Here is a 22,305-nt window from a genome sequence, read left to right on the forward strand (position 1 = left end):
TTCTATTCTCTCTTTCCCCATACTTCCAACAAATTTGTCTACAAACTTTGCGGGAACGAACTTAGGTATAAAAACTTAATATAAATTTTTTATAAACCTAGTAACATTTTTGCAATGGTAAAGTACAGAATTAACCCAGTCCCATCGACTAATGTCGTAATGAACGGACCTGAGATAACAGCTGGATCCAGCTTTAACTTATTTAGAATCAAGGGTAATACAGATGAAACAATAGACGACCAAATAACAATGAATAATCCAGTAATAGCTACAACTTGTGCGACTTCTGTACCTACGCCTAAAGTGTACGCACGAATTAATGCCGCCACGGCTAATGTAAGCCCGAGTAAAATACCTACTAATGCTTCTTTTTTCATAACACGAAATATATCTTTAAATTTCACTTCATTTAGAGCTACAGCACGAACCAATGTAGTTACGACCTGTGTACCTGTATTTCCACCAGTTCCAATTAACAATGGAATAAAGAAAGCCAGTGCAACTACATGAGTCAAGGTTTCTTCATAATGTCGAAGTACAGAACCAGTATATGCTTCTGCTACAAACAGAAGTAATAACCAACCTATACGTTTACGGTATATTTGCCAAATAGAGGTTTCGAAATATGGCTTATCTAATGGGGTGCTCCCTCCTAATTTTTGAATATCTTCAGTTGCTTCTTCTTCGAAAACATCCATTGCATCATCAAAGGTTATGATACCTATCATCCGATTATCCATCGTTGTTACAGGTATAGCGGATAAATCATAATCCATTAGCTTTTGTACAGCTTCCTGTTGGTCTAGGTCCACTGAAACTGAAATAACATCTGATGCCATTATTGATGATAAAGTCTTATCATCTGAAGCTAGCAATAATTCACGAATAGAAACAATTCCATTAAGCTGACCACGCGTATCAAGAACATAAATATACGAAATTGATTCTACCCCTGCCCCAATTTTTCTAATATGCGACAGCGTATCTTTCACTTTCCAATTTTCTCTGGCAGCAATATAGTCAATTGTCATCAGACTGCCAGCTGTTCCAGATTGAAAAACCAGCAGACTTCTAATTCTTTGTTGAGATTCTTCAGACAAAAGTTGTATCAACTTTTCAGCCTGAAGTGGATGAATTGAAAGAATTACATCAACAAGGTCATCAATAGATTGCCTAGCTAATAGCTCTTCCCCTTTATCCACAGACAAGTTGGTGCAAATATTATATTGCTCCTCTGGAGTAAGGTAACTAAGAATTTTCGCACCTTTTTCAGTAGGAAAACATTTCATTAAAGATATCTGATCTTTATAATGAAAATCTTTCATTTCCATTGCAATATCATAGGATTGAGTTTTTATAAGCTCTCGCACTAAGTGTATGTCTTTTGTCGTTAATAATTGTTGTAAACATTGTTTCATCGTAATTCCTCCTTAAGGACAGTGGTACTTGTTTTCATTTTCCCACTTTTGGGAAAACAAATTTCTTAATACATATGGGATCAATATCATCAATCATTAGTTTCCCCCCCTTTTATAAGAGATTTATTACAAATAAAATTTTGCATATAAAAAACCTCCCCTAGTGATTCAACTAAAGGAGGCTGATTTTAAAAAAGACATAGCTAAATAAAGCTCATTCCCCCTAGTTGAGTTTTGGCACTATACAACGTAAAGGATGAATCATTCATCACTTAGCTATCTTAAGAAGAGCCTTAATCCGACAATTCCTGTTCTACCCATTGGCATCTTTCGATATTTTTGGGCAATAGCCTGTGTTTGTATAGGAGCCTCACCTAACAGGTTATAAATATTTAAAATTTTTTGCTTGTTTCATGTTAAAGCATATCCACTATATTTGAACTTGTCAAGTTATAATAAAACTTATTTTTCCACCTTTTAATATCAAAACATTCCCAAATCATAGATATAAACATCTGTATAATAATTTATATTTATACAACAAACCTTACAATTTATGCGCTAAATTTTTAAAACTATAAAATATTAACCATGAACTCATTAAGCAGGTTTAATAGTATATTAAAATCATCATTATCAAGACTCTATTAAGTTCATACCATCTTCTACTGTTACACAAAAATACTTTTGTTCCTGAATCAAAAATTATTAAATGCCACTATGTAAAGTACTCAAAAGCACATTTCCAGTCTAAAGAAAGTATACCAAAAGAAATTTATTATTCTTCAGTAGACTTTAATGGCTATATACAAGCAACTACCGCTCTCCAAATCCTGTCTGAAAACCCCACTCCTGATTCAGTCCCTTCCTTCATGAATACCCTTTTCCTTATTTAGTTCCTACACCCTATTCAAGATATGCTGTTTTATCCTTGTCTGATGAATATCTATTTATCTTTTCATATAGAGCAAACAGAATTTTTACTCATAATTTTTTATTTATTAGGCAAACTATGCCTAAGCCGTTTGAACTAGCGGCTTCACTCTTCTGGTAATGGGAAAGCAATTTATTGTAATTGACTAACTCATTCGATCCACTGGTACCGGCAGGCAACAAAAATTGTTGCCTGCCATTTTCATGTATACTTTTTCTGATTTCATTTCAAACCATATAGAAATAGCGTGCTGTACTGATTTTAAACAGGAAGGAAATTGATTTTTGAAAAAGCAGAAAGGGTAAGGTTCTATCTACTTTTTGTATAAGACTTTTCCTTTTCACATATACTATTTTTGAACCTATTTACCAATACGTGTCCTATTGGTGTCTTGAATTCCTCCTTAGCTTCTTTAATATTTGGATTTTACAGATCATAAGCACATTTTCTGGTTATTCGTAGTTTTTATCCAGAATAAATTCCTCCTAAAAAGGGCGGCAGATATAACTGCATGCCCTTTTTACTTACATTGCTGCTATATCCAATAAAGTAAATAAAAACTTATAGAATGCAGTATTACATATTCTTTATAGTCCAAATTATGTTAGAATTTCTTGTGTTGTTTATTTCATAATCGAATTATGGTTTCATATCTAATTCAGCAACGTGTGAGCTGTATACTAAAAAAGAAAAGACACCAAAAAGGTGTCTTTTCTTTTTTAATCTAATCGAATTCCAGTACTATATTTGTTCTCTTAAAAACCTTCTATCTTGTTCTTAAAGTTGTCAAATTTCATATGTAATTCCCCAAAAAACATATGCTATTATGTTGCTAAGAAACTATGTGTTCCCTTAACCCTGTATCCGGCCCTGTATTTTTTACAGGGTCTTTGTTTATTTGACAGTTTATCAGCGTTAATAATTTCGAATTTTTATTTTAAATCGTTTAAATGTTAATTAGGTTTTGAACCAATATATTAATATTTAGGTGCAGATTTTGAAATGCCTAGGTCGGCAATGAGTTGCACTAACTCAAAAAATAAAAGCCAGTCTCAATAAAGAGAACTGACTTCTATTTGTGTAACCATAATTATCATAGAACTTTTACTTTAACAGTTTGTCTTCCCCAATTAATAGCTTTGTTTTTTGAACCTACTAAAACATCAATACGATTACCTTTAATTGCGCTACCGGTATCAGCAGCGATCGCTTCACCATAATTTTCTACCCATACTTTTGATCCTAATGGAATTACTTTCGGATCAAATGCGATAATTCCCATATTCGGATTTTCCGTTAAATCATGCCCCATCGCACTTAATACGCGTCCACCATATGTACCATTTTCACTTGGATCAGCAGTATACGCTGTTGCTATAACCGTTAATTCACGTTTAGCAGACTGTGTGTAATTTTTAGATACGTCTTTTGCCTTTGCTATTTCCTGCGCTTTTGCTACTTCCTGTGCTTTTGCTACTTCTTTCACTTGCATTGCTTTTTTCGCTTTTACTACTTCTTGCGTTTTCTCTTCACCTTTCTTTTCAACTGTTGCTGTACTTGATAAGAAAGAAACATTTGCATACGCTGTTTTTCCTTTATACTCAAATTGCAGCCATCCATCTTTCACTTGCTGCGTTGTTTCAATTACATCATCTTTTTTCAGTCTGCCAAGAATTTCTGATTCTGTGTTCGCTTCAGAACGTACATTTAACAAGTTTGCTGTTACATGATAAATATTTTTTGTAAACTCGGAACTTACAAATGCCTCTTTACCGTTTAGCTCAATTTTCGACCACCCTTTTTCAGTATGTATGACATTTAACTTATGCCCATCTAATACATTACCGACAACCTTTGATTCTGTAGTTGGGTTTTCGCGTACGTTTAGTACATCAGCTGTTACAATAGTTTCTGCGGTAACGGATGTTGTAAAAGCCCCCAACCCAAAAACTGTTGCTGTTGCTGCACCAATTATTTTTTTCATAATAGCCTCCATTATATTTATTTTTTGCAGTTTATTATATCAAATGTTTCCGTAAAATTAGGATAATTCACTGAATAACAATATATTTGTAACAATATATTAACACAACTTAATATACGGTTGTTTATAAAACCCCTTTTCATTCCAGATTTATAATGTGTCTTCATTTTTTAAACACAAAAAAGGAACCTTTTATAGGTTCCTTTTTGCCTCACACTCTTTTTCAAATGGTACATTTTTGCACCTACATTCAGCATAGCTTATAATTCCTATAAAACAAATAAGATTAAATAAAATTGTTATCTTATTTTCATAAAAGAAGATGCTGGTATAGAAATTAATAATATTAGGTTCACGTGCGAAAGCTTTAGTGTTCTTTCACCAGCATCAAAACACCATCATTTCTTATGATTCTACAGATAGGATAGCGTACTTTTTAATTTCAGGGGAATTTTGTTTCGATAGCTCGATATCCTGACGCATCTTTAGGTACACTTCAAAAGACTCTCACGTTAATGCATAAAAATCGTAGAAATAAGTTTGATCATTTCTTGATCCTCGTGCTATTAAAGCGTCCAATTGCGAAATTGGCAAAGGCAGTCTAATTATCGAATAGCCCTCTTCCTCTCAGATTTGCGGAAACAGGCTCCTTTCCTATTTCACGTGCCCATATAGATAACTGGCCGATATGGTGGATTTCATGGGCAATGACATGACGTATAATCTCTCCATGTGTACATTCAATGACTCGGCGCCTGATTGGTGCGTCTCTAGAGCTAATCGGTTCTTCATTGAAATCAGTTTCTGAAAGTTTCCGAGAATCCATTTCATTTGTCCAAGATGTCACAAATGCCTTCACTTTCTCGTGGTATTGAGCTGAAAGATTTTTCACTTTTTGTAAATTAGCATAATCTTCAAACAATAGTTCCTCAGGCACTGGTTCACCTCGTAAACCTAAGATCCACATACATTCCACATCCACAATATGAAATAGGGTATGTAGGATACTGCCGAACCCACCGACCCGTTTTTTTAATAGTTCTTCATCCGGTATATCTTCGCACAATGTAAACCAATCATCACGAACTTGCCAGTTATATTGAAACAGTTTCAACATCACAGCAACCTCCATCTTTTAGATTAACATTTAATATTCACCAAAAGACTTCAAAATCCCTATTTATATAATAACTCTAAGAACCTATTAAAACCCTCTACAAACTGGCCCTTTAATTGAACATTCCAGATGAAGTTAAAGGGTCAAAAGAAAAATCCTATTATACAGGGGTTTATCAAACTTTTTTTAAAATTATCAACTTTTTTAATACAGGTTTTTCCAGAGATGTCACTATGGTATCTATTAATGTCATGTCACTTTAATCGAGTTCTATTTCCGACGTTGATTAAAGAACAATCCATTAACGTTATTATTATAAGAACAAAACTAATTCCACCACAAAATATAGCAATTCCTGAAAATGTTTATTTATAAATATTTTCACTTGATTAATAAAAGGATTATTTTTTTGTTGTATTACTTCTTGGAATTGTCATAGTACAAAACCTTTCTCCTCCTAATTTTTCGATACATTCTCATGAAAACCATTTGTATTTTTTTAAAATCAAGTCATTTATAAACATGAGAAAAACCAATACTTGTAATGTAGTATTGGCTTTTCTCATGACAAATCACTTTTTCATAATGTGCTGATCTAATATTTTTTCTAGCATTTCCAAAGTAACTGGTTGCGCTAATGCATTAAGTTGATACCCAATACGCCCGTTCGGTTCCGCTGTAACTTTCTGTAAACTCTTTAAATCATGAATCCCTTTTTCTCTTAACTGCATATATAATTGTTGTTCTGACATTTTTGCCCGCATCAAATTCCCTTTTACAATCTCTCCGTTTTCAACAATTACAATACTACTTCCATTTAGAAATTGTTCTACCTTCCGTGATTTCAATTCTAAGAAATGAATAATAAATAGTATGCTCGAAAATGTTATAGCTGCAAAAATAGATGGAATCACTTTCCTACTCAATACTGGTTCTACAATAATACGTCCAATTGATACAACTATAATTATTTCAGCTCTCGTCATTTGGCTAACAGATTTACTACCTGTCATTTTTAAAACAATAATTCCAGTGAGGATTAAAATAATGCTTTCCAAAAGAATATTCATAATAGCCCAATCCTTTAATAGTGAATGTTACTAGCATTCCCATTAAAGGATCATTTTTATTATATTTTACATACTTTTCAAGTTTTTAAACCATTCGGACCATGATGGAAATAAAGGCTTCCATCCATATTCTTTACGGGCTTTATTATTTGAAGCTCCTCTTTCCCAACTATTTTTCCAAACTTGAACTTTAGATTCAGGTGCCTCTATTGCAGCTGCATATATCGGTAACCATTCTTTACTAGTTACAGGAGAGTCATCTACAATATTTACGATTCCGGAAGGCCAATCAAGAGCTAACACAGCTGCTCTAGCGGCATCTTCCACATGTATAAAAGAGCTCATACCATCTGTTGCAATAATTTCGTTATTACGAACTTGATTCGCAAACACTCCGTTTTCCGCATACCATGTTCCTGGTCCATATAGCGTACCGTATCTAAGTATAACTGCTTCAGGTAATTCAGAAACTGTTTCTTCTAATTTAGCAATACCATTTATCGTAACTTGACGAGGCATAGGAGCGTAAAAATCTAGCGGGTCTGTTTCTGTCGCAAGTTTATCCCCCGATTCATACGCCCACGAAATACTTTGGGCAATTATTTTCTTTACACCTACATTTTTAGCAGCATCGACAAGATTACGAGTACCTTCAATTCTAATCCTTGCATTGTCCTCTAAATTCCAAGTTGATAGCGCCGTCAATTGATGGATGACTACATCTGGCAATGTTTCTTTTAAAACAGAGAATACTTCTTTACGATTAAATACATCAGCTATTACCGGTAATACCCCCAGATTTTTCAATGACTCTTTTTGTGAATCACTCCGAATCATTGCATATACCGTATGCCCTTCATTTATTAACATCGGTAATAAATTACGTCCTATTACACCTGTTGCACCTGCTACAAAAATCTTCATATGTGTTCCTCCTCATTTTGAATATCATAATTGAGACGAAACATATGTAAGGTATGTGACAAATATTTGGTTAGTTTTTCATTATTCATATGAAACGTACACTTTTAAAAGGCTAATTGCACCAGCTATTGTTTTAACTATTATTTCATCGTCCTGTAATAACCTGACTTCATCCGTTTCCCATTTAAGTTGTTTGGGTCCTTCTAACACTAACTTATATTGTTTCATTGTTATCCTCTCTTTTTATGGAAATGTATTCAAACTAACTTTTGAACTATATATAATAACTAATATGGATGTCTCATCCAAAATTAAAGCTATAGAGTTGGCTAGCAACCAACAGTGATAAAGTGATTGTTGAATTTGAAGGATTTGAAATAAATGAATATATTATTGGAAGTAACTGTTCTATTGCTGATTTGAAGAAAAAGTATCAAAGCATAAAACAAGATGATCTATCTTATAACGAAATTGTTACTTTATTTTGCGTTAAAAATAATTACCAACGTATTTCAAAGGTTTATTTAAAAGGTTTTTTAAGTGATATTGTAATTGATTTAGACACAGACTATATATATTTTCCTAGAAGGTAACAGGAACCACTTAAAATAGATAATTTTAATACAAATTATGATTTAGACAATAATTTAATAAAAGAAGTGAATGCCCAAATGAAATACGCAAGTTGTGTTACGATATACATCGTAAGTTCAAAACCTGTAAGCTTTCTTTCTCTTTTCATCTTCTTTAAATATCTATAAAAACAAAATGAGCATAAGAGCAGTAAAACTATAGACATTTGATATAAATTTTCCACTAAAAGAACTGCCATATACTTTACCCCCATATAAAATAAATAAACTATACTTTATAGGATATCATCAAACAGGAATTATTTACCATTGTTTTAACAGAAAATCTATAATAATTAAATTTTAAAAAGAGCACTCCTACAAATGAGTGCTCTAAAAAAATATTAATTTTGATTTAAAACATTCTCTTCGAAGTATTTTCCCCAATCTGGTCTTCTTCCATCTACATCTGTAAATCCGTATTCTCTTCCCAATTCCCATGAACTAAGCGCACGGCCTGTTTTTTCATGAACATTTGGATCACTTGCTAAAGCTGCAATAGCTCTTCCAATGAAGAAAGGAGTTTCTGATGCGATAAAATGAGGATCCGTTTTTGCTCCTTCTTGCCAGTTCTCCTCTGTTACACCAAATATATCTAACATCGCTTCGGAACGAAGAAATCCTGGGCTAACTGCAACTGCTGTAATATTATCCTTCCCTAAATCTTTCGCCATCGCTTCTGCTAAATGAATTGTGGAGACTTTGGCTAAACTATAGTACAAATTACCACGGTATTGATAATCGACGCCATCTGTAATTTCAATAACGAGTCCTTTTTTATTTTTCACCATTAATGGCACGCCGTAATAACTCGTCAACATATGAGAATGGACTGCCCTTTGCTGCATCAATAATCCGTTATGTAAATCATGTTCCCAAAACATTTTGCCCCATTCTGTTAAAGGGTCACCGCCCCAAACATCATTAACTAAAATATCAAGCTGTCCATTTTGCTCGTCTTGAATTTTTGCAAATAGCGCTTTCACATCCTCTTCAACCGTATGGTCAACACGGACAGCAATTCCTGTCCCACCCTGTTTTGTTACAAGTTCTGCCGTTTCTTCAATCGTTTCAGTTCTTCCCATAGAGGATAGATTACCTTTTGTACTTCTTCCTGTTACATAGACAGTTGCGCCTGCTTCGCCGAGCATCATCGCAATACCTCTACCCGCACCTCTTGTTGCCCCGGCTACAACTGCTACTTTACCTTGTAATGGTTTCATATCATTCTCCTTAATTTTCATTATCAAGTTTTATTATTTTGAGTACACTCTTACTATCATATTTTTTCGTATAGATTTCTCCATCTGGAGTAATAAATTTTAGCGTAATTACACCGCAAACTCCATTATAAAATTGAAATTCGCCTTGCATATTTGATATAGCGACTTCCTTATTTTTAATTGAGCCTGCGTAAATCTTCACAAATGATATAGGATTGTCGTTTCGGCCAACAACAACTGACTTTGAGTGAATAGCAATCGCTATACATTTATCACTTTCTTTATTATATAGTAAATGTAATCACTCCAATTACTACAGCAATACATACAAACAAGGCTATTATTTTTCTTTTCATAATAAGCCTCCTAAAAAACATTATTCTTTTTTGAACTGAAAATCCACACGGTTCATTCGTTTTATTTCCTCAATTATCTTACAAATACCTTCTTCAATATTGGTTTCTTTTACATTTGATGCATTTAACTTTAACAATCTTTCTTTATGAAAGTTACTTAAATAATTTTTATCAATAGAATCTATGCTTATTTGACTCTTGCTTACATTTTCAATAAATGTGTCGGTAACTATGTTTCTTTTCAGCTGTAAACACGTGTGTATTCCAATTGGATCTACTGCTCTATAAGTAAACAAATGTGGATTTTCATTTTGAACACCTTCTACTACTTCCGCAAGTTTTTTTGACCTATTGTAGTAAGATGCTTTAATTTTATGTTTATGCCGTTCAAACATCCCGCTCTTTATGTAAATTTCTAAAGCAGCTTGTGAAATCATAGGACTATCTATATCTAATATTTTTTTATATTTATAAAATGCCTCTCCAATAGATTGCGGAATGACTGCAACACCGACTCGTAAGCCTGGGAAGATAATCTTCGAATAACTTTTTAAATATATAACATGATTACAATTATCTTGGCTGTAAAACGGATCTACTTTTGAATCAGTTTCTAAATCCGCTAAGTAGTCATCTTCCACTATAAACACATTATATTTCTTCGCAAGTTGAATAATCTTCTCTTTCTCTTTTTTAGAATAAGAAGTTCCAAGCGGATGATGAAATCTTGGTATTGTATAAAAGAATTTAATTTTTTCTGTTCGGAATACCCTCTCTAGTTCATCTAAATCTATCCCTTTATGCGTACGCTTTATTCCGATTACAGGGACGTTATTTGTTTCTATATATTCAATATATAAATGGTAACTTGGCTGTTCAATTAGAATTGTGCTATGTGCATTCGGGAATGGTATAGAAGTTAATATTGCAAGTGCTTGCTGCACACCTGACGTTATAAAGATATTTTCTTCTTTTGTGAAGACTTGATAGTTTGCCAGCTGTTTTTGAATAACTGGAATTAAAGACGGTAAGCCTTTCGGTGTTCCGTATACAAACAAATCATTTTTATATGTATCAATTGCCTTATTAATACAATGTTGAAAATCTAAGTACGGAAAAACATCTGGATCAGGTGCTGAGGAAGCAAAATCAATCATCTCGTTATTTTCTATGTAACTCTCAGATTTCTTAACAACGTAGTATCCACTTTGATGTACAGAATAAATAATATGACGCTTTTCTAGTTCATGAAGCGCACGTATAATTGTAGCCTTATTACATTCATATTGCGTAACAAGTAATCGTATTGACGGTAATTTCTTTCCTTCTTTTATCTCTCCATTTTGAATCATACTTTCTAAGTCGTTTAAAACATGTAAATATTTATACATCATTACCACCCCAACATTTAATTTGTACCGGTACAGTTTGTATTTGTTCACATTGTAGCACTAGATCAGAAAGATTACTATGTACGTATACTGGCCAGTAAGAAATCAACTACTATGAGGTGAAATTATGAAAAATACAACAAAAGCATATATATCAGCGTTACTCTATTCATTTATTATTGGATTTTCATTTATGTTTGTGAAACTAGCATTAACCATTACGAACCCTCTTGATACTCTTGCTCATCGTTTTACAGTTGCTTTCATAGCAGCAAGTATTCCAGTTATTTTTGGTTTTGTAAAGTTGAATATTTCATTCAAAAACATACTTGCACTTTTGCCACTTGCAATATTTTATCCAGCATTGTTCTTTGCTTTCCAAGCATTTGGCTTAGTATATACAAGTTCATCTGAAGCTGGAATTATACAGGCTGCTATCCCTATATTTACAATGATACTCGCTTCCTATTTTTTAAAAGAGTATACGAATATATGGCAAAAAACATCTGTACTCATTTCTGTCATCGGTGTCATTTATATATTTATCATGAATGGTATCGTTGCTCATAAAACTAGCTTCATCGGTGTTATTCTCATCCTGTTATCAGCATTATCATCTGCTTGCTATAATGTGTTAGCTCGAAAAATGACAAAGAAATTCAAGCTAATGGATTTAACCTACACAATGACAGCGCTCGGTTTTATTAGTTTTAATTCCATCGCAATCGTCGATCATTTAAATAAAGGTACAATAACTATATATTTTAAACCCTTTACAAACGGAACATTTCTTATCTCCATTTTATATTTAGGATTACTATCATCCTTACTAACGGCCTTATTATTAAACTATTCATTATCTTATATTGAAGCAGCTAAAATAAGTGTCTTTAGCAACTTATCTACACTTATTACCATTATCGCAGGCGTTGTATTCTTACACGAGCAAATTGCCTACTATCATATCATCGGTACAATTATGATTATTATTGGTGTAATAGGTACAAATTTTTTGGGTAAAAAAGGAATTTTAGCGCGAAAGAAGAATATTTCCATGAATAAATAAAAAGTGAGGGATGTAAAATGCAGCGCTTAAACACGATTGATATTAGTAATGTACTAGAATTAGAAAAAGCTCTTTCGTCTTTATTAGATATACACATTTCTTCAAAACTAGACCTTGAAAACTGGCTAAAAGAGCAATCTAAATTAATTTGGGAAATCGAAGAACAGCTAAGATCTCATTATATCGCTTTTCAATGTAATACAGATAATCAGGATATTAAAGATACATTTGAATACGATCAGCAGCACGTAAGACCACTTATCAAACGTTATCAAAATTCATTTGATAATAAATATTTAGAATCACCTTTTCGAATGGAATTAGATTCTAAAGACTATGGTTTGTTGGATAAAAAAATACAAAATGCTCAAACATTATTTTGCGAGAAAAATATTGAACTAGAAATAAGGGAAGATAAATTCGTAACAGAGTACTTTGAAATCACAGGAAGTTTAAGTGCAATATGGAATGGCGAAGAGAAAACACTAACTGAATTACAATCATATTTACAAGATCCAAATCGAGATATACGTAAAAAAGCAAGAACACTTATCTCAGAACAGTATTTAACTGTTGAGAAAGAACTCCAAAACATCTTAAATAAGTTGGTTGAAATTCGCCATCAAAAGGCAAAAAACATTCAATTAGATAATTATCGTGATTATATGTTCAAAAAATATGAACGTTTTGATTATACAGCGGAAGATTGCTACGAACTTGCAGAATCTGTTCGTAAATACGTTGTACCACTTATTGATAATATATTTAATGAGAAAAAAGCTGAGCTTCAAGTAGATACACTTCGTCCGTGGGATCTAAAAGCAGCCGCACCAAATCAAAAAGTATTAAGACCTATTGAAGACGAGAAGGATTTAATCGAAAAAAGTTCTCACATTTTACACAAATTAGACCCTGAATTTTCTGCATTATTGAGCCGTATGCATAAAAATGATTGCTTAGATTTAGAAAGTCGTAAAGGAAAAGGACCCGGAGGATTTTGCGAACACTTACCTGCTTCTCAATTATCTTTTATTTTTATGAATCTCAATCATACACATGATGATGTTACTACTTTCCTCCATGAAATGGGCCATAGTATTCATAATGAATGTATGAAGCAGCTAGAGCTACAAAAATATTTAGAAATCCCTTCAGAATCAGCCGAACTAGCTAGCATGACAATGGAATTGTTTTCGATGGAGTATTGGGATGCGTTTTATGAGAATACAGAAGAATTTATAAAAGCAAAATTAGATTTCTTTAAAGATATTATTAAGTATTTACCACAAATGCTTATCGTTGATCAATTCCAACATTGGATGTATGAAAACCCTAATCATACTGCTAAAGAAAGAAATGAAAAATATTTAGAATTACATAACACTTACCAATCGAATGTGGTAAATATTGAAGGTTATGAGAATTGGATAGCAACTGGCTGGTTACCTGTACTACATATTTTTGAAGTGCCATTCTATTATATCGAATATGCAATCGCACAACTTGGTGCGCTTCAAATGTATAAACAATATAAAGCAAATCCAAAACAAGCACTAGAAAATTATAAAAAAGCTTTATCATTAGGTAGCTCTAAATCTTTAACAGAAGTATATGAAGCAGCTGGAATTCGTTTTGATTTTTCTAGTGAAACAATAAAAGAATTAATGGCATTTGTAGAAGCAGAATTAAATTTACTTAAACAAATATAAGAAAAAAAGATGCACTTATCCTTTTAGGTGCATCTTTTTTCCGTATTCTCTCCTAATTTGTTTCAATTTTTATCTCACTTTATTAATAAGCTTTATATATTGTAGATCCCCATATCCTATTGTTGGAAAAAGATTAAATAACCTTTTTAATAGTTCTTGTGTTGGTAAATCTTTATTTTTGGAGATATACTTTACTACTGCATTATTTTCTTTCAGCATATCTAAATACAAATCTATTGCCTGATACATTACGGGTAATACCTCATGAGATGGCTTTTTATGATTTATTACTACTTCATTGTAAATAGCATCATAGTTTCCTAACTCAAGTTCCATCTGACTTACTTTAAATTCATCCTCTCTGAAGCTATTGAAGTATACCTTCCCGTCATAACCAGACTGTTCAAGGTATGAAAGTAATGTAAGTAGATTTATTTGGCAAAACATATCTTCACCGAACCATAAAACGATACATTTATACTCTCTTTTAAAAAGATTCTCTAATGGATCAATAACCTTTTTTATATAATCTTCTACTGAGCTATTATGCCCCTCCGCCCTCATTTTAATAAACTCATCATCAAAAACTTGTGTAGTAGCTGCGTTAACACACATTGCTTCATTAAATGGAGCATAATCAGACTCTCCCATTAGTTTTTCATTTTTAAATTCTTCATACATAACTTGACCATTTAATATGTTAAGTACATCTCTATCAAACAACTCACTCTTTTTATGTCTTAGCTGTTCTACCTCAATTTTTCTAGAAATATTCATTCTACACCACTCCTTACCATTATTGATTGAGAGTTTACTAAATGATTGGACAGGCATTTTCTTAAGCTGGAATTCTCTTGGGGTTATACCAAAAACAGTTTTGAAGGCTCTACTATAAGCTTCTTGAGAAGAGTAGTCATATTCAAATGCAATATCAATTATCTTTCTATCATTCATCAAATCTTCCGTAGATAAATACAATCTCCTAAGAAGAGTATAGCGTCTAATACTTATACCTGTTACTTGGTGAAATTTAAAAGAACAGTAATAAGGAGAAAAACCCATATAATTAGATAATGCATCTAATGAAAATTCACTATTTAAATTTGTTTCAATCCAATCGATCATAAGTTGTATATGTTCATTCATTAACCTCACCCCTGAATAAAATTATACGAGCTATCCATTTCTTTCTTTTGATATTTCTTGTGATTTATAGCGTTAAACATCCTCTAAAATCTTTAAATACTATATGTAACTTTTATTTTCACATTTTTTCAGCTATCTTATTTTGGCATACATTTACTTAAATTTCCAATAAAGTTCCAACTTAATCAGTCTGAGAAATACTTTTTAAAGGATTCTGTAAAATAAAACACGAATTTTGTAAGTTAAGAAACTAGTAGCTTTGTAAATGGAAAAACCATGTTTGGAAAGGAAGTTAATATGAAGAATATAGAAAAAGAAATACTTAAACGAATTAACGAGCTATATCCATTGGATTTTATTAAAATTACACCAGTAACAAATGAAATGTATCAATGTCTCGCGAAACAAGGAAATTATTTCGTTAGAATAACTAACTATAAAACTTATGAAGAGCAGTTGGAAGAAGTAAAATATACGGACTTTTTATATAAAGAAGGATTAGGAGTACCTCCAATAATACCTTCTTTAACGGGGAATTTAGTAGAAAAAATAACACTAGACAAAGAACTCTTTACTGTATTATATAAAGCTGCTCCCGGTATTCATTTGCCAAAAAGCGAATGGAATTCCAATGTATTTAAAAAATTAGGACAACAAATCGGCAAATTACATCGTATATCTAAAAACTTTGAAAGTATTGAACCGGTAATACATATAAACGATTGGTATGAAAATGAAGAATATAATTTTCTTCACTATATCCCTATAGAAGAAACTACTATAAGAGAAATTGCATCTGATGTTTTAACTTCTATACAGGAACTTTCAAAATCCCCTTCAAATTACGGGTTAATACACGGAGATTTATGGCTAGAAAATATATTAGTGGAAAATGATTTGAATTTAACAATGATTGACTTTCAAGACTGTGAAAAACATTTTTATATATTCGATTTGGCAGTTCCAATCTATAGTGCGATAGAATATTCATTCGTTGGGAATGGTAACATAGTTGACTATGAGAACTCTATTACAAAAGCAATAGTTGAAGGATACAAAGAGGAACATGATTTACCTAAAGAGATGCTATACCAGCTACCATTGTTTATTAAATTAAAGGAGATATTCGAATATAGCTTAATGCATATGTATTGGGATAAAGAAGAATTAACTGAGGAACAAGTACGGATAATGAATCTTTATAGAATGAAGATCGAAAATAATCATTCTTTCAGTAACATATAACACAGATGTTGTTCAACTACACGGTTATCATAGTTGAACAACATCATGTAATTACTAGTTTATTTTTAGGTATATTCTACATTTCATCTTTTATAAATTGATGTTCCTTCCCATGTCTTTTCTTAATTAAAATAGCTTTATACAAAGATGCTATACCTAATACAGCAAATACGATGATTATAGGAATACGAACAATATGCGAAAAGTAGCGTGGGAGAAAGAAAAGACGAACTTTTTCATCTACACTAAATATCTCAAAAATTAACGGTATTATACTTTGATGAATCAAAAAAAAGATACCCATAAATACTAATAGAACAACAACAGCAAGTTTTTTCTTAGGTAATTCAGCCGCCATTCTGTTATTTTTCTCTTTGTTATCATCGCGCAATATTTTCATGCCACTTTTCATTGCAAATAGCAACTCAGGGCCACTTTTTTCAAGTTTTAAGTAAGCAATTCGACCAAGCCACCAAGCTAAAAACACTCCTGTACAAATGCCAGTCAGTACACCTAGCCATTGTAAGAGCTCTATATGTAGTAATGTCCCAATCCATACAACTAACAAAGCGGGTATAGCTGTTGCTAATACCATCACCATCATTAACCACGTTGTTATAAACATTTTACTGGCACTCATATCATCACCTGAGATAACGGTTCCTCTTCCGCGGCGATGAGGATCAGTTATTGGGATTAAGTTAAATACAGAAAACAACATAATAAGACCTGCAGCTCCACCGAGTAATGCCGGAATTATCGCAAATACCCAAGGATAAACGAAAGTAAGTCCGCTATAGATAGTGAAAATAATTGTTGTTAAAATTGCAATCGGGCCAATAGCTATCAACCAAGCCAATTGACGACCACGCACATCAATCTGTTCTGCGCCAGGTGTCGTTAATGTTAACCATAATGCACTCCCATCAAACCCATATATATTGCAGGCAAACATACTTGTGAAAACAATCATAATTACCCCTGCCCAAGGCATTAAATACGATATATGAGCACTTGTAATTAAAATACCATAAAACACTCCTATCCAAATACCCATCCGGAGGAAACGACCTCGTTGTGGATCTCTTCCCCAACTTTTTAATTCTTTAGTTATTATTGCTCCAATTTTCTTTTCTGAAAAGATTCGTAGAGCTTTTCTATGTTTATTAATAGTAATCGTATTTTGGATTTTCTTAGTATCCTTCACTGTACTTTTCATCAGTAATGTCGTCCATATAAATAAAAGCAGTCCGCATAATATTGTTAGAACAATTAATAAAACAAAAGCTAATAACCAATTAGATTGAATAGCAAACTCTACAGCAAGTATCGCCCAACTAGACGGAAACATGTAAAGAAATGTAGGTTCGTTAAGTGTTATCCCATTAATAGCAGGAAGTGCATACCAGCCTACGTTTAAAAACGCAATGATGAAACCAAAGAGCATTGCTCCAAATTCCATACCGATCCTTGATTTCATCGTCTCACCAATTATACTAACTACTACTTTTGATAACAGCACGACAAATATTAACTGTAAAATAATTGCTGGAACTGCAACTATAGTTGCAGTTAAACTAGCCCTAGCTGCGTAAATTAATAATCCTATGAATGCTATAAGACTAGCAAGTGGGCCTAATCCTATAAAAGCTACAGCGAGTAACGCCCTAGCAAGTTTAAATGAAGTGAGTGGAAGCAGCGCGAAATATTCAGGACGTAACATTCCATCTCCCCCAGTAAGAAGTGGGCCCAAAATCCACCCTACTGTCCACAGAGCGAATATCACATATAGAATACTTTTTGAAACGTTATGTTCCGTAGGATAGAAAGAAAAGAGCAAGATGGTTCCAATTGCAATCAATAAACCAACTATTCCTGTAATAATTAAAAGAACTGCTTTACCACTATTCATTGAATTTTTTAGGATTGATAACTTCATTCGAATCAAAACACTAGCCAAGACAGTTCTCCTCCTTTAACAGCAGGGACGCCTACTAACTGAACGAAAATGTCTTCGAGCGTTTCTTCACCGCAAACATCTACCATTGTTCCTGAAGATACCACTTTTCCTTTGGAAATAATTGCAACGTGATCACAAAGTTGTTCAACTAACGCCATGACGTGACTTGAAAATACTACTGAACCACCAGAACTAACAAATTTCTGTAAAATCTTTTTAATAGTAGTTGCAGAAATAGGATCTACTGCCTCAAATGGTTCATCGAGAATGAGTAATTTCGGTGCATGGAGGAGTGCAAGTGCAAGACCAATTTTTTTACGCATGCCAGTAGAATAATTGATAACTAGCGTTCCTTCAGCATTATTCAATTCTAGTATTGTAAGTAATTCTTCTGTTCGTCGATTAACTTCTTTGGCACTCATTCCCCTTAACAGGCCCATATATGTTAATAATTCGCGACCAGTAAGTCTTTCCGGCAAGGCCAATCCATCTGGTAATACCCCGATCAATGTCTTTGCTTGTGCAGGATTTCCCCAAACATCAACCCCAAAAACTTTAGCGTTCCCGCCATCTGGTCGTAATAAACCAACAGCCATCGACAACGAAGTAGTTTTTCCTGCCCCATTAGGGCCAACAACTCCATAAAAAGATCCCCTCGGAACAGTTAAATCAATATGATTGACTGCAATAAACTCGCCGAATTGTTTATACAGCTTCGAAATTTGTAGCGCGGGAGCAGATTCCTCCCATTCAGGTTCCCCTGAAATCGATTCAAAAGATTTCATAAAATGGACTCCTTCTTTGCAAATTTAATATCTGATTGTAAATCTCAATACCTTTACTCATCTGTTTGTATTGTTAGAACGTATTTAATTTAAAAATTAAAATATCGAAAGTTTTTCTTTAATTACAATACTGTGCTACCAGATCATTCAAATATTCAATGTTTGTAGCAGATACATTTTCAGATATTCTAGCCGCAATAATAATAGGTGCCCATTGAAAAATCTCATTTCTTGATATTCCGGTATTCCTGCAATATATATGTAAATACATTTCAGCTAATTCTACCGAAGATTGTGAGTACAACAAATATGTTCGAAACACATCTGCACGAATATCACCTAAACTAGCATCAACCCAATCTATAGTTTTCACATTATCATTACTCATAATTAAATTAAACGGATGAAAATCACCATGACATAATCTAGGTTCAAACACGATTGAATCCATTTTGCTCAATATATTCTTCTTTTGTTTCTCATCTAGATTTTGAACAGATTGAATTTGACGATAAAGTCTCTCTTCCATCTGTTTTATTTCATCCGAGCTTACAGAAATAGCATGAATCTTTTGTTGTTCATTAACACACATACTTATGTAATACTCCGCTTCACTTGAATTATTTAGCAGAAGCTCACCAACACTTTTCCCTTTTACATATTCCATAATAATAGCTTGTCTACCTTGTATCTCTGTAACTTCGAATACTTTAGGAACGTGTAAACCACGTGAATATGCATACTTCTGTTTTTGTGCTTCATATAGAGATTCTGTATTAGGGAGGTATTCTTTAAATAGTTTCACAACTTTATTATCACAAAGATAAATTTCAGCCGTATTTCCTTTTGCTATCGGATTTCCTAAATTCAATTCATTTCTCTCCTTACAGTAAATTAGTATTACACCCTACACTCCTTTATAAATTCAGTGTAATTATGCTGAATCCCTTCTTCATGAAAATGCAAAAAACTTACCACTTCCTATAATTATATAGAAAGTGGTAAGTTTAATTTTCTAGGAATATCGGAATGAAAATCTGGTGTATGCAAAACAGAAAATGTATACCCCTGTTGAATAAATAATACTTCATTATGTTTGCTTTCAAATGGAACACTATTTTTCTTAAAATTATTTTGAATTCGTTTTAAAAATGCGTGATCAGATGTTCCGAAAGATACGTGTACTTTCGGTGGTAAAGCTTTCATCGCAATTGGAATCCAAGGTCGCTGCCACCAAGTTGCAACAATATATGCAGTTCCACCAATAACAAAGTTGAAAATATCCCCATCTTCCTTCGTTTTCATGTCTAGATTTGATTTCAACCATTCTGTAAATACGGGCACACTTTTAACCGGAAGACCAATTTCCCTTACATATAAAATGTTTAAAGGTGAATGCGGAACTAATATATTTTCCTCAACATAGCTATGTGCGATAATTTCAAGAAGGTTTCCATCGCCATCTCTAAAGTATAAATTGAAAAGACCGTTCTCCTCATCAATTGTATGACCATCTTTCCATTTCGCAATGAGTAACCCAGATCCTTCTAGCCATTTTGCCGTTTCATGAAATTTTGAATAAGGAATCTCAAAAGCGAAATGCGCAGGTGCAATCGGTTCATATACTTCCTGGAAACTAATTGTTGTGTAAGGTGTGACTTCAAATTGAATAAATGTTGCTGTTTCTGTTTTTATCGGAAAAGATAATATGTCTTTATAAACTTGTTTTACCCCTTCTATAGAAACCGTTTGTAGTTTTATATCTGCTATATGTGTAATCACAATTTATCTTTAGTGAGGGGGTGTCTCAAATGGACAAAACCCTTACTAAATCTATCCCCCTTTCGTATTATACGTTTTTAATCGTCTAATAAGTTATTTGCTAGAAGACATCCCTGTTTGCTTTAACATTTTCATGAATTTAAGTAATCTAATTTCACCTTCTGTATACCTTCTTTTCCAATCACCTATCATCATTAAAAATAAAAACTATAAAACAAGGGCAATCCTTATATAACTACCCTTGTATTATATAAAGATTTCAAAATTTTTTCTATACTTACACAATGTATATTAGGTTAATAGTATTTGCCTATTAGAAAAGATAAAAGCATTACATATTACTATGTGTCATTAATATTTATTGGTTGTAAAGAATAACTTATTTATAACGAAATATATATCGCTTAGAAGAGGATCGTAATATCAAATATAATATTATGAAAGAGGGAAAATGATGAAACAAAAAATTTTACTTTTTGGTGATTTTGGAATTGATGATGCAATAGCACTTATATATTCTTTTTTCACTAAAGAAATTGAAATAGTCGGTATTGTAGCGGATTATGGAAATGTCCCGAGAGAAAAGGTGCTTAAAAATATAAATTACTTAAAGTATTTATCAGGAAACAAAGATATACCTGTTTATGAAGGAGCATCCTGTACCCTGACAGGTATTACAGCAGAATATTATCCAGATGTTCATGGTCCAGAAGGTTTAGGGCCAATTATTACCCCTTCAATAAATTATCAAATTTATCCTCTACATATGGTTTTAGATTTGGTAGAGCAACACATAAACGATTTAACAATTGTTAATGTTGGAAGACTTACCTCCTTAGCTACAACGTTTGTTTTAGGGCTAAAACTTATGCAAGAAGCTAAAGAATATTTATTAATGGGAGGGGCTATTTTTTACCCAGGGAATGTTACAGCATCTGCAGAAGCTAATTTCCATAGTGATCCGTATGCAGCCAACATTATCATTACTTATGCCAAAAATTTAACAATTATCCCTTTGAATGTCACACAAAGAGCTCTTATTACACCTCAACAAGTCGAACAGATTGATCATTTTCATCAGAAAACAAAAGATCCAATAGGTTTAATTATTAAACCATTATTAAATTTTTATTATCAATTTTATTCACAAAGCGTACCTGGAATTCTAGGAAGCCCCTTACATGATGTATTTCCAATTTGGTATTTATTAAATAGAAACAAGGTAACTATAAGGGAATTGCCTATTAAAATTGTAGTTGATCGTGGAGAGGCTTTCGGGCAAAGTTTAGGTGATTTTAGGAGTAAGCCTACCCCAGGCTTTGTTAAGCATAAAGTGGCTCTTAACTTTAATGAGTTTGAATTTACAAATGATATTTTAAGGACATTCCTAAAAATTAGATAAGTTATTTCAAAATAAAATTAACTTTTCTAAGCTTATTTAACTGTGATTTTTGTATATAGGGGTCCCGCCACACACCCATCAACTTAAGGGATATATTTATACAAAATGCGGTCTTTTCACGTAGTATTTTATTATCGTTTATAGATGTTATAAAAGTAGGC

At 32.7% G+C, this 22,305-nt stretch carries 18 protein-coding genes, 3 pseudogenes and 1 riboswitch; of the genes and pseudogenes, 6 read left to right on the top strand and 15 right to left on the bottom strand.

Annotated features, from left to right (window positions below):
- Window positions 1-89 precede the first annotated feature (89 nt).
- Window positions 90-1,418 (bottom strand): magnesium transporter, encoded by a 1,329-nt coding sequence (gene mgtE, locus MR109_RS15580; RefSeq protein ID WP_242272841.1) that lies wholly within the window; start codon window positions 1,416-1,418, stop codon window positions 90-92.
- 212 nt (window positions 1,419-1,630) lie between these two features.
- Window positions 1,631-1,807, bottom strand: a riboswitch (M-box (ykoK) riboswitch).
- A 236-nt stretch (window positions 1,808-2,043) separates the two neighbouring features.
- Here mgtE and MR109_RS15585 point away from each other — a divergent pair.
- Window positions 2,044-2,314 (top strand): annotated as a pseudogene (locus tag MR109_RS15585) (hypothetical protein); the annotation flags it as partial.
- Window positions 2,315-3,445: 1,131 nt separating this feature from the next.
- Here the strand turns inward: MR109_RS15585 and MR109_RS15590 are convergent.
- The 5 genes and pseudogenes from MR109_RS15590 to MR109_RS15610 all read right to left on the bottom strand — a co-directional run.
- Window positions 3,446-4,348, bottom strand: a complete 903-nt coding sequence (locus MR109_RS15590) for a 3D domain-containing protein (RefSeq protein WP_242272843.1) — start codon at window positions 4,346-4,348, stop codon at window positions 3,446-3,448.
- Window positions 4,349-4,937: 589 nt separating this feature from the next.
- Window positions 4,938-5,453: a DinB family protein gene (locus MR109_RS15595; protein ID WP_048373860.1), complete on the bottom strand. Its 516-nt coding sequence runs from the start codon at window positions 5,451-5,453 to the stop codon at window positions 4,938-4,940.
- A 572-nt stretch (window positions 5,454-6,025) separates the two neighbouring features.
- Entirely contained in the window at window positions 6,026-6,523 is a 498-nt protein-coding gene (locus tag MR109_RS15600) for a DUF421 domain-containing protein (protein ID WP_071719505.1), read from the bottom strand.
- Between the two features lie 66 nt (window positions 6,524-6,589).
- On the bottom strand, window positions 6,590-7,447 hold the full coding sequence (locus MR109_RS15605) for an NAD-dependent epimerase/dehydratase family protein (RefSeq protein ID WP_242272846.1): 858 nt from the start codon (window positions 7,445-7,447) through the stop codon (window positions 6,590-6,592).
- A 108-nt stretch (window positions 7,448-7,555) separates the two neighbouring features.
- A pseudogene (locus MR109_RS15610) lies at window positions 7,556-7,675 on the bottom strand (alcohol dehydrogenase); the annotation flags it as partial.
- A gap of 122 nt (window positions 7,676-7,797) precedes the next feature.
- Between MR109_RS15610 and MR109_RS15615 the strand changes: the two are divergent.
- Window positions 7,798-8,040: a hypothetical protein gene (locus MR109_RS15615; RefSeq protein ID WP_242272848.1), complete on the top strand. Its 243-nt coding sequence runs from the start codon at window positions 7,798-7,800 to the stop codon at window positions 8,038-8,040.
- Window positions 8,041-8,075: 35 nt separating this feature from the next.
- Here the strand turns inward: MR109_RS15615 and MR109_RS15620 are convergent, their stop codons facing one another.
- The 4 genes and pseudogenes from MR109_RS15620 to MR109_RS15635 form a co-directional block, all read right to left on the bottom strand.
- The gene (locus tag MR109_RS15620) at window positions 8,076-8,279 is read right to left on the bottom strand and encodes a hypothetical protein (protein WP_002172077.1); all 204 of its coding nucleotides are present in this window, start codon (window positions 8,277-8,279) and stop codon (window positions 8,076-8,078) included.
- Between the two features lie 144 nt (window positions 8,280-8,423).
- Complete coding sequence (locus tag MR109_RS15625) at window positions 8,424-9,302, bottom strand: SDR family oxidoreductase (RefSeq protein ID WP_071719508.1); 879 nt, start codon at window positions 9,300-9,302, stop codon at window positions 8,424-8,426.
- 10 nt (window positions 9,303-9,312) lie between these two features.
- Window positions 9,313-9,658 (bottom strand): annotated as a pseudogene (locus MR109_RS15630) (carboxypeptidase regulatory-like domain-containing protein).
- A gap of 20 nt (window positions 9,659-9,678) precedes the next feature.
- Window positions 9,679-11,049: an aminotransferase-like domain-containing protein gene (locus MR109_RS15635; protein WP_242272849.1), complete on the bottom strand. Its 1,371-nt coding sequence runs from the start codon at window positions 11,047-11,049 to the stop codon at window positions 9,679-9,681.
- Window positions 11,050-11,176: 127 nt separating this feature from the next.
- On the opposite strand from MR109_RS15635, the gene MR109_RS15640 reads away from it, so the two are divergent.
- On the top strand, window positions 11,177-12,115 hold the full coding sequence (locus tag MR109_RS15640; RefSeq protein WP_071719510.1) for a DMT family transporter: 939 nt from the start codon (window positions 11,177-11,179) through the stop codon (window positions 12,113-12,115).
- A gap of 17 nt (window positions 12,116-12,132) precedes the next feature.
- Window positions 12,133-13,824, top strand: a complete 1,692-nt coding sequence (locus MR109_RS15645; protein ID WP_242272852.1) for a M3 family oligoendopeptidase — start codon at window positions 12,133-12,135, stop codon at window positions 13,822-13,824.
- Window positions 13,825-13,893: 69 nt separating this feature from the next.
- On the opposite strand, the gene MR109_RS15650 is transcribed toward MR109_RS15645, so the two are convergent.
- Window positions 13,894-14,970: a helix-turn-helix domain-containing protein gene (locus MR109_RS15650; protein WP_242272854.1), complete on the bottom strand. Its 1,077-nt coding sequence runs from the start codon at window positions 14,968-14,970 to the stop codon at window positions 13,894-13,896.
- Between the two features lie 297 nt (window positions 14,971-15,267).
- Between MR109_RS15650 and MR109_RS15655 the strand changes: the two genes are divergently transcribed.
- Window positions 15,268-16,215, top strand: coding sequence for a phosphotransferase enzyme family protein (locus MR109_RS15655; RefSeq protein WP_242272857.1), 948 nt, complete (start codon window positions 15,268-15,270; stop codon window positions 16,213-16,215).
- A 76-nt stretch (window positions 16,216-16,291) separates the two neighbouring features.
- Here MR109_RS15655 and MR109_RS15660 read toward each other — a convergent pair whose 3' ends face one another.
- The 4 genes from MR109_RS15660 to MR109_RS15675 all read right to left on the bottom strand — a co-directional run bounded on the left by MR109_RS15660 (window position 16,292) and on the right by MR109_RS15675 (window position 20,742).
- Window positions 16,292-18,175 (bottom strand): hypothetical protein, encoded by a 1,884-nt coding sequence (locus MR109_RS15660; RefSeq protein ID WP_242272858.1) that lies wholly within the window; start codon window positions 18,173-18,175, stop codon window positions 16,292-16,294.
- The gene (locus MR109_RS15665; protein ID WP_048373881.1) at window positions 18,160-18,960 is read right to left on the bottom strand and encodes an ABC transporter ATP-binding protein; all 801 of its coding nucleotides are present in this window, start codon (window positions 18,958-18,960) and stop codon (window positions 18,160-18,162) included. Before MR109_RS15665 ends, MR109_RS15660 begins: the two co-directional genes overlap by 16 nt.
- 118 nt (window positions 18,961-19,078) lie before the next feature.
- Window positions 19,079-19,831, bottom strand: coding sequence for an aminoglycoside phosphotransferase family protein (locus tag MR109_RS15670; RefSeq protein ID WP_242272859.1), 753 nt, complete (start codon window positions 19,829-19,831; stop codon window positions 19,079-19,081).
- Between the two features lie 116 nt (window positions 19,832-19,947).
- On the bottom strand, window positions 19,948-20,742 hold the full coding sequence (locus tag MR109_RS15675; protein WP_242272861.1) for a VOC family protein: 795 nt from the start codon (window positions 20,740-20,742) through the stop codon (window positions 19,948-19,950).
- A gap of 454 nt (window positions 20,743-21,196) precedes the next feature.
- Between MR109_RS15675 and MR109_RS15680 the strand changes: the two genes are divergently transcribed.
- Window positions 21,197-22,144 carry a nucleoside hydrolase gene (locus MR109_RS15680; protein ID WP_048373888.1) on the top strand — a complete coding sequence of 316 codons (948 nt, stop codon included), beginning with the start codon at window positions 21,197-21,199 and terminating at the stop codon, window positions 22,142-22,144.
- Window positions 22,145-22,305: the final 161 nt, after the last annotated feature.

Source organism: Bacillus cereus group sp. BfR-BA-01310 (assembly GCF_022664325.1).
GTDB classification, from domain to species: domain Bacteria; phylum Bacillota; class Bacilli; order Bacillales; family Bacillaceae_G; genus Bacillus_A; species Bacillus_A paramycoides.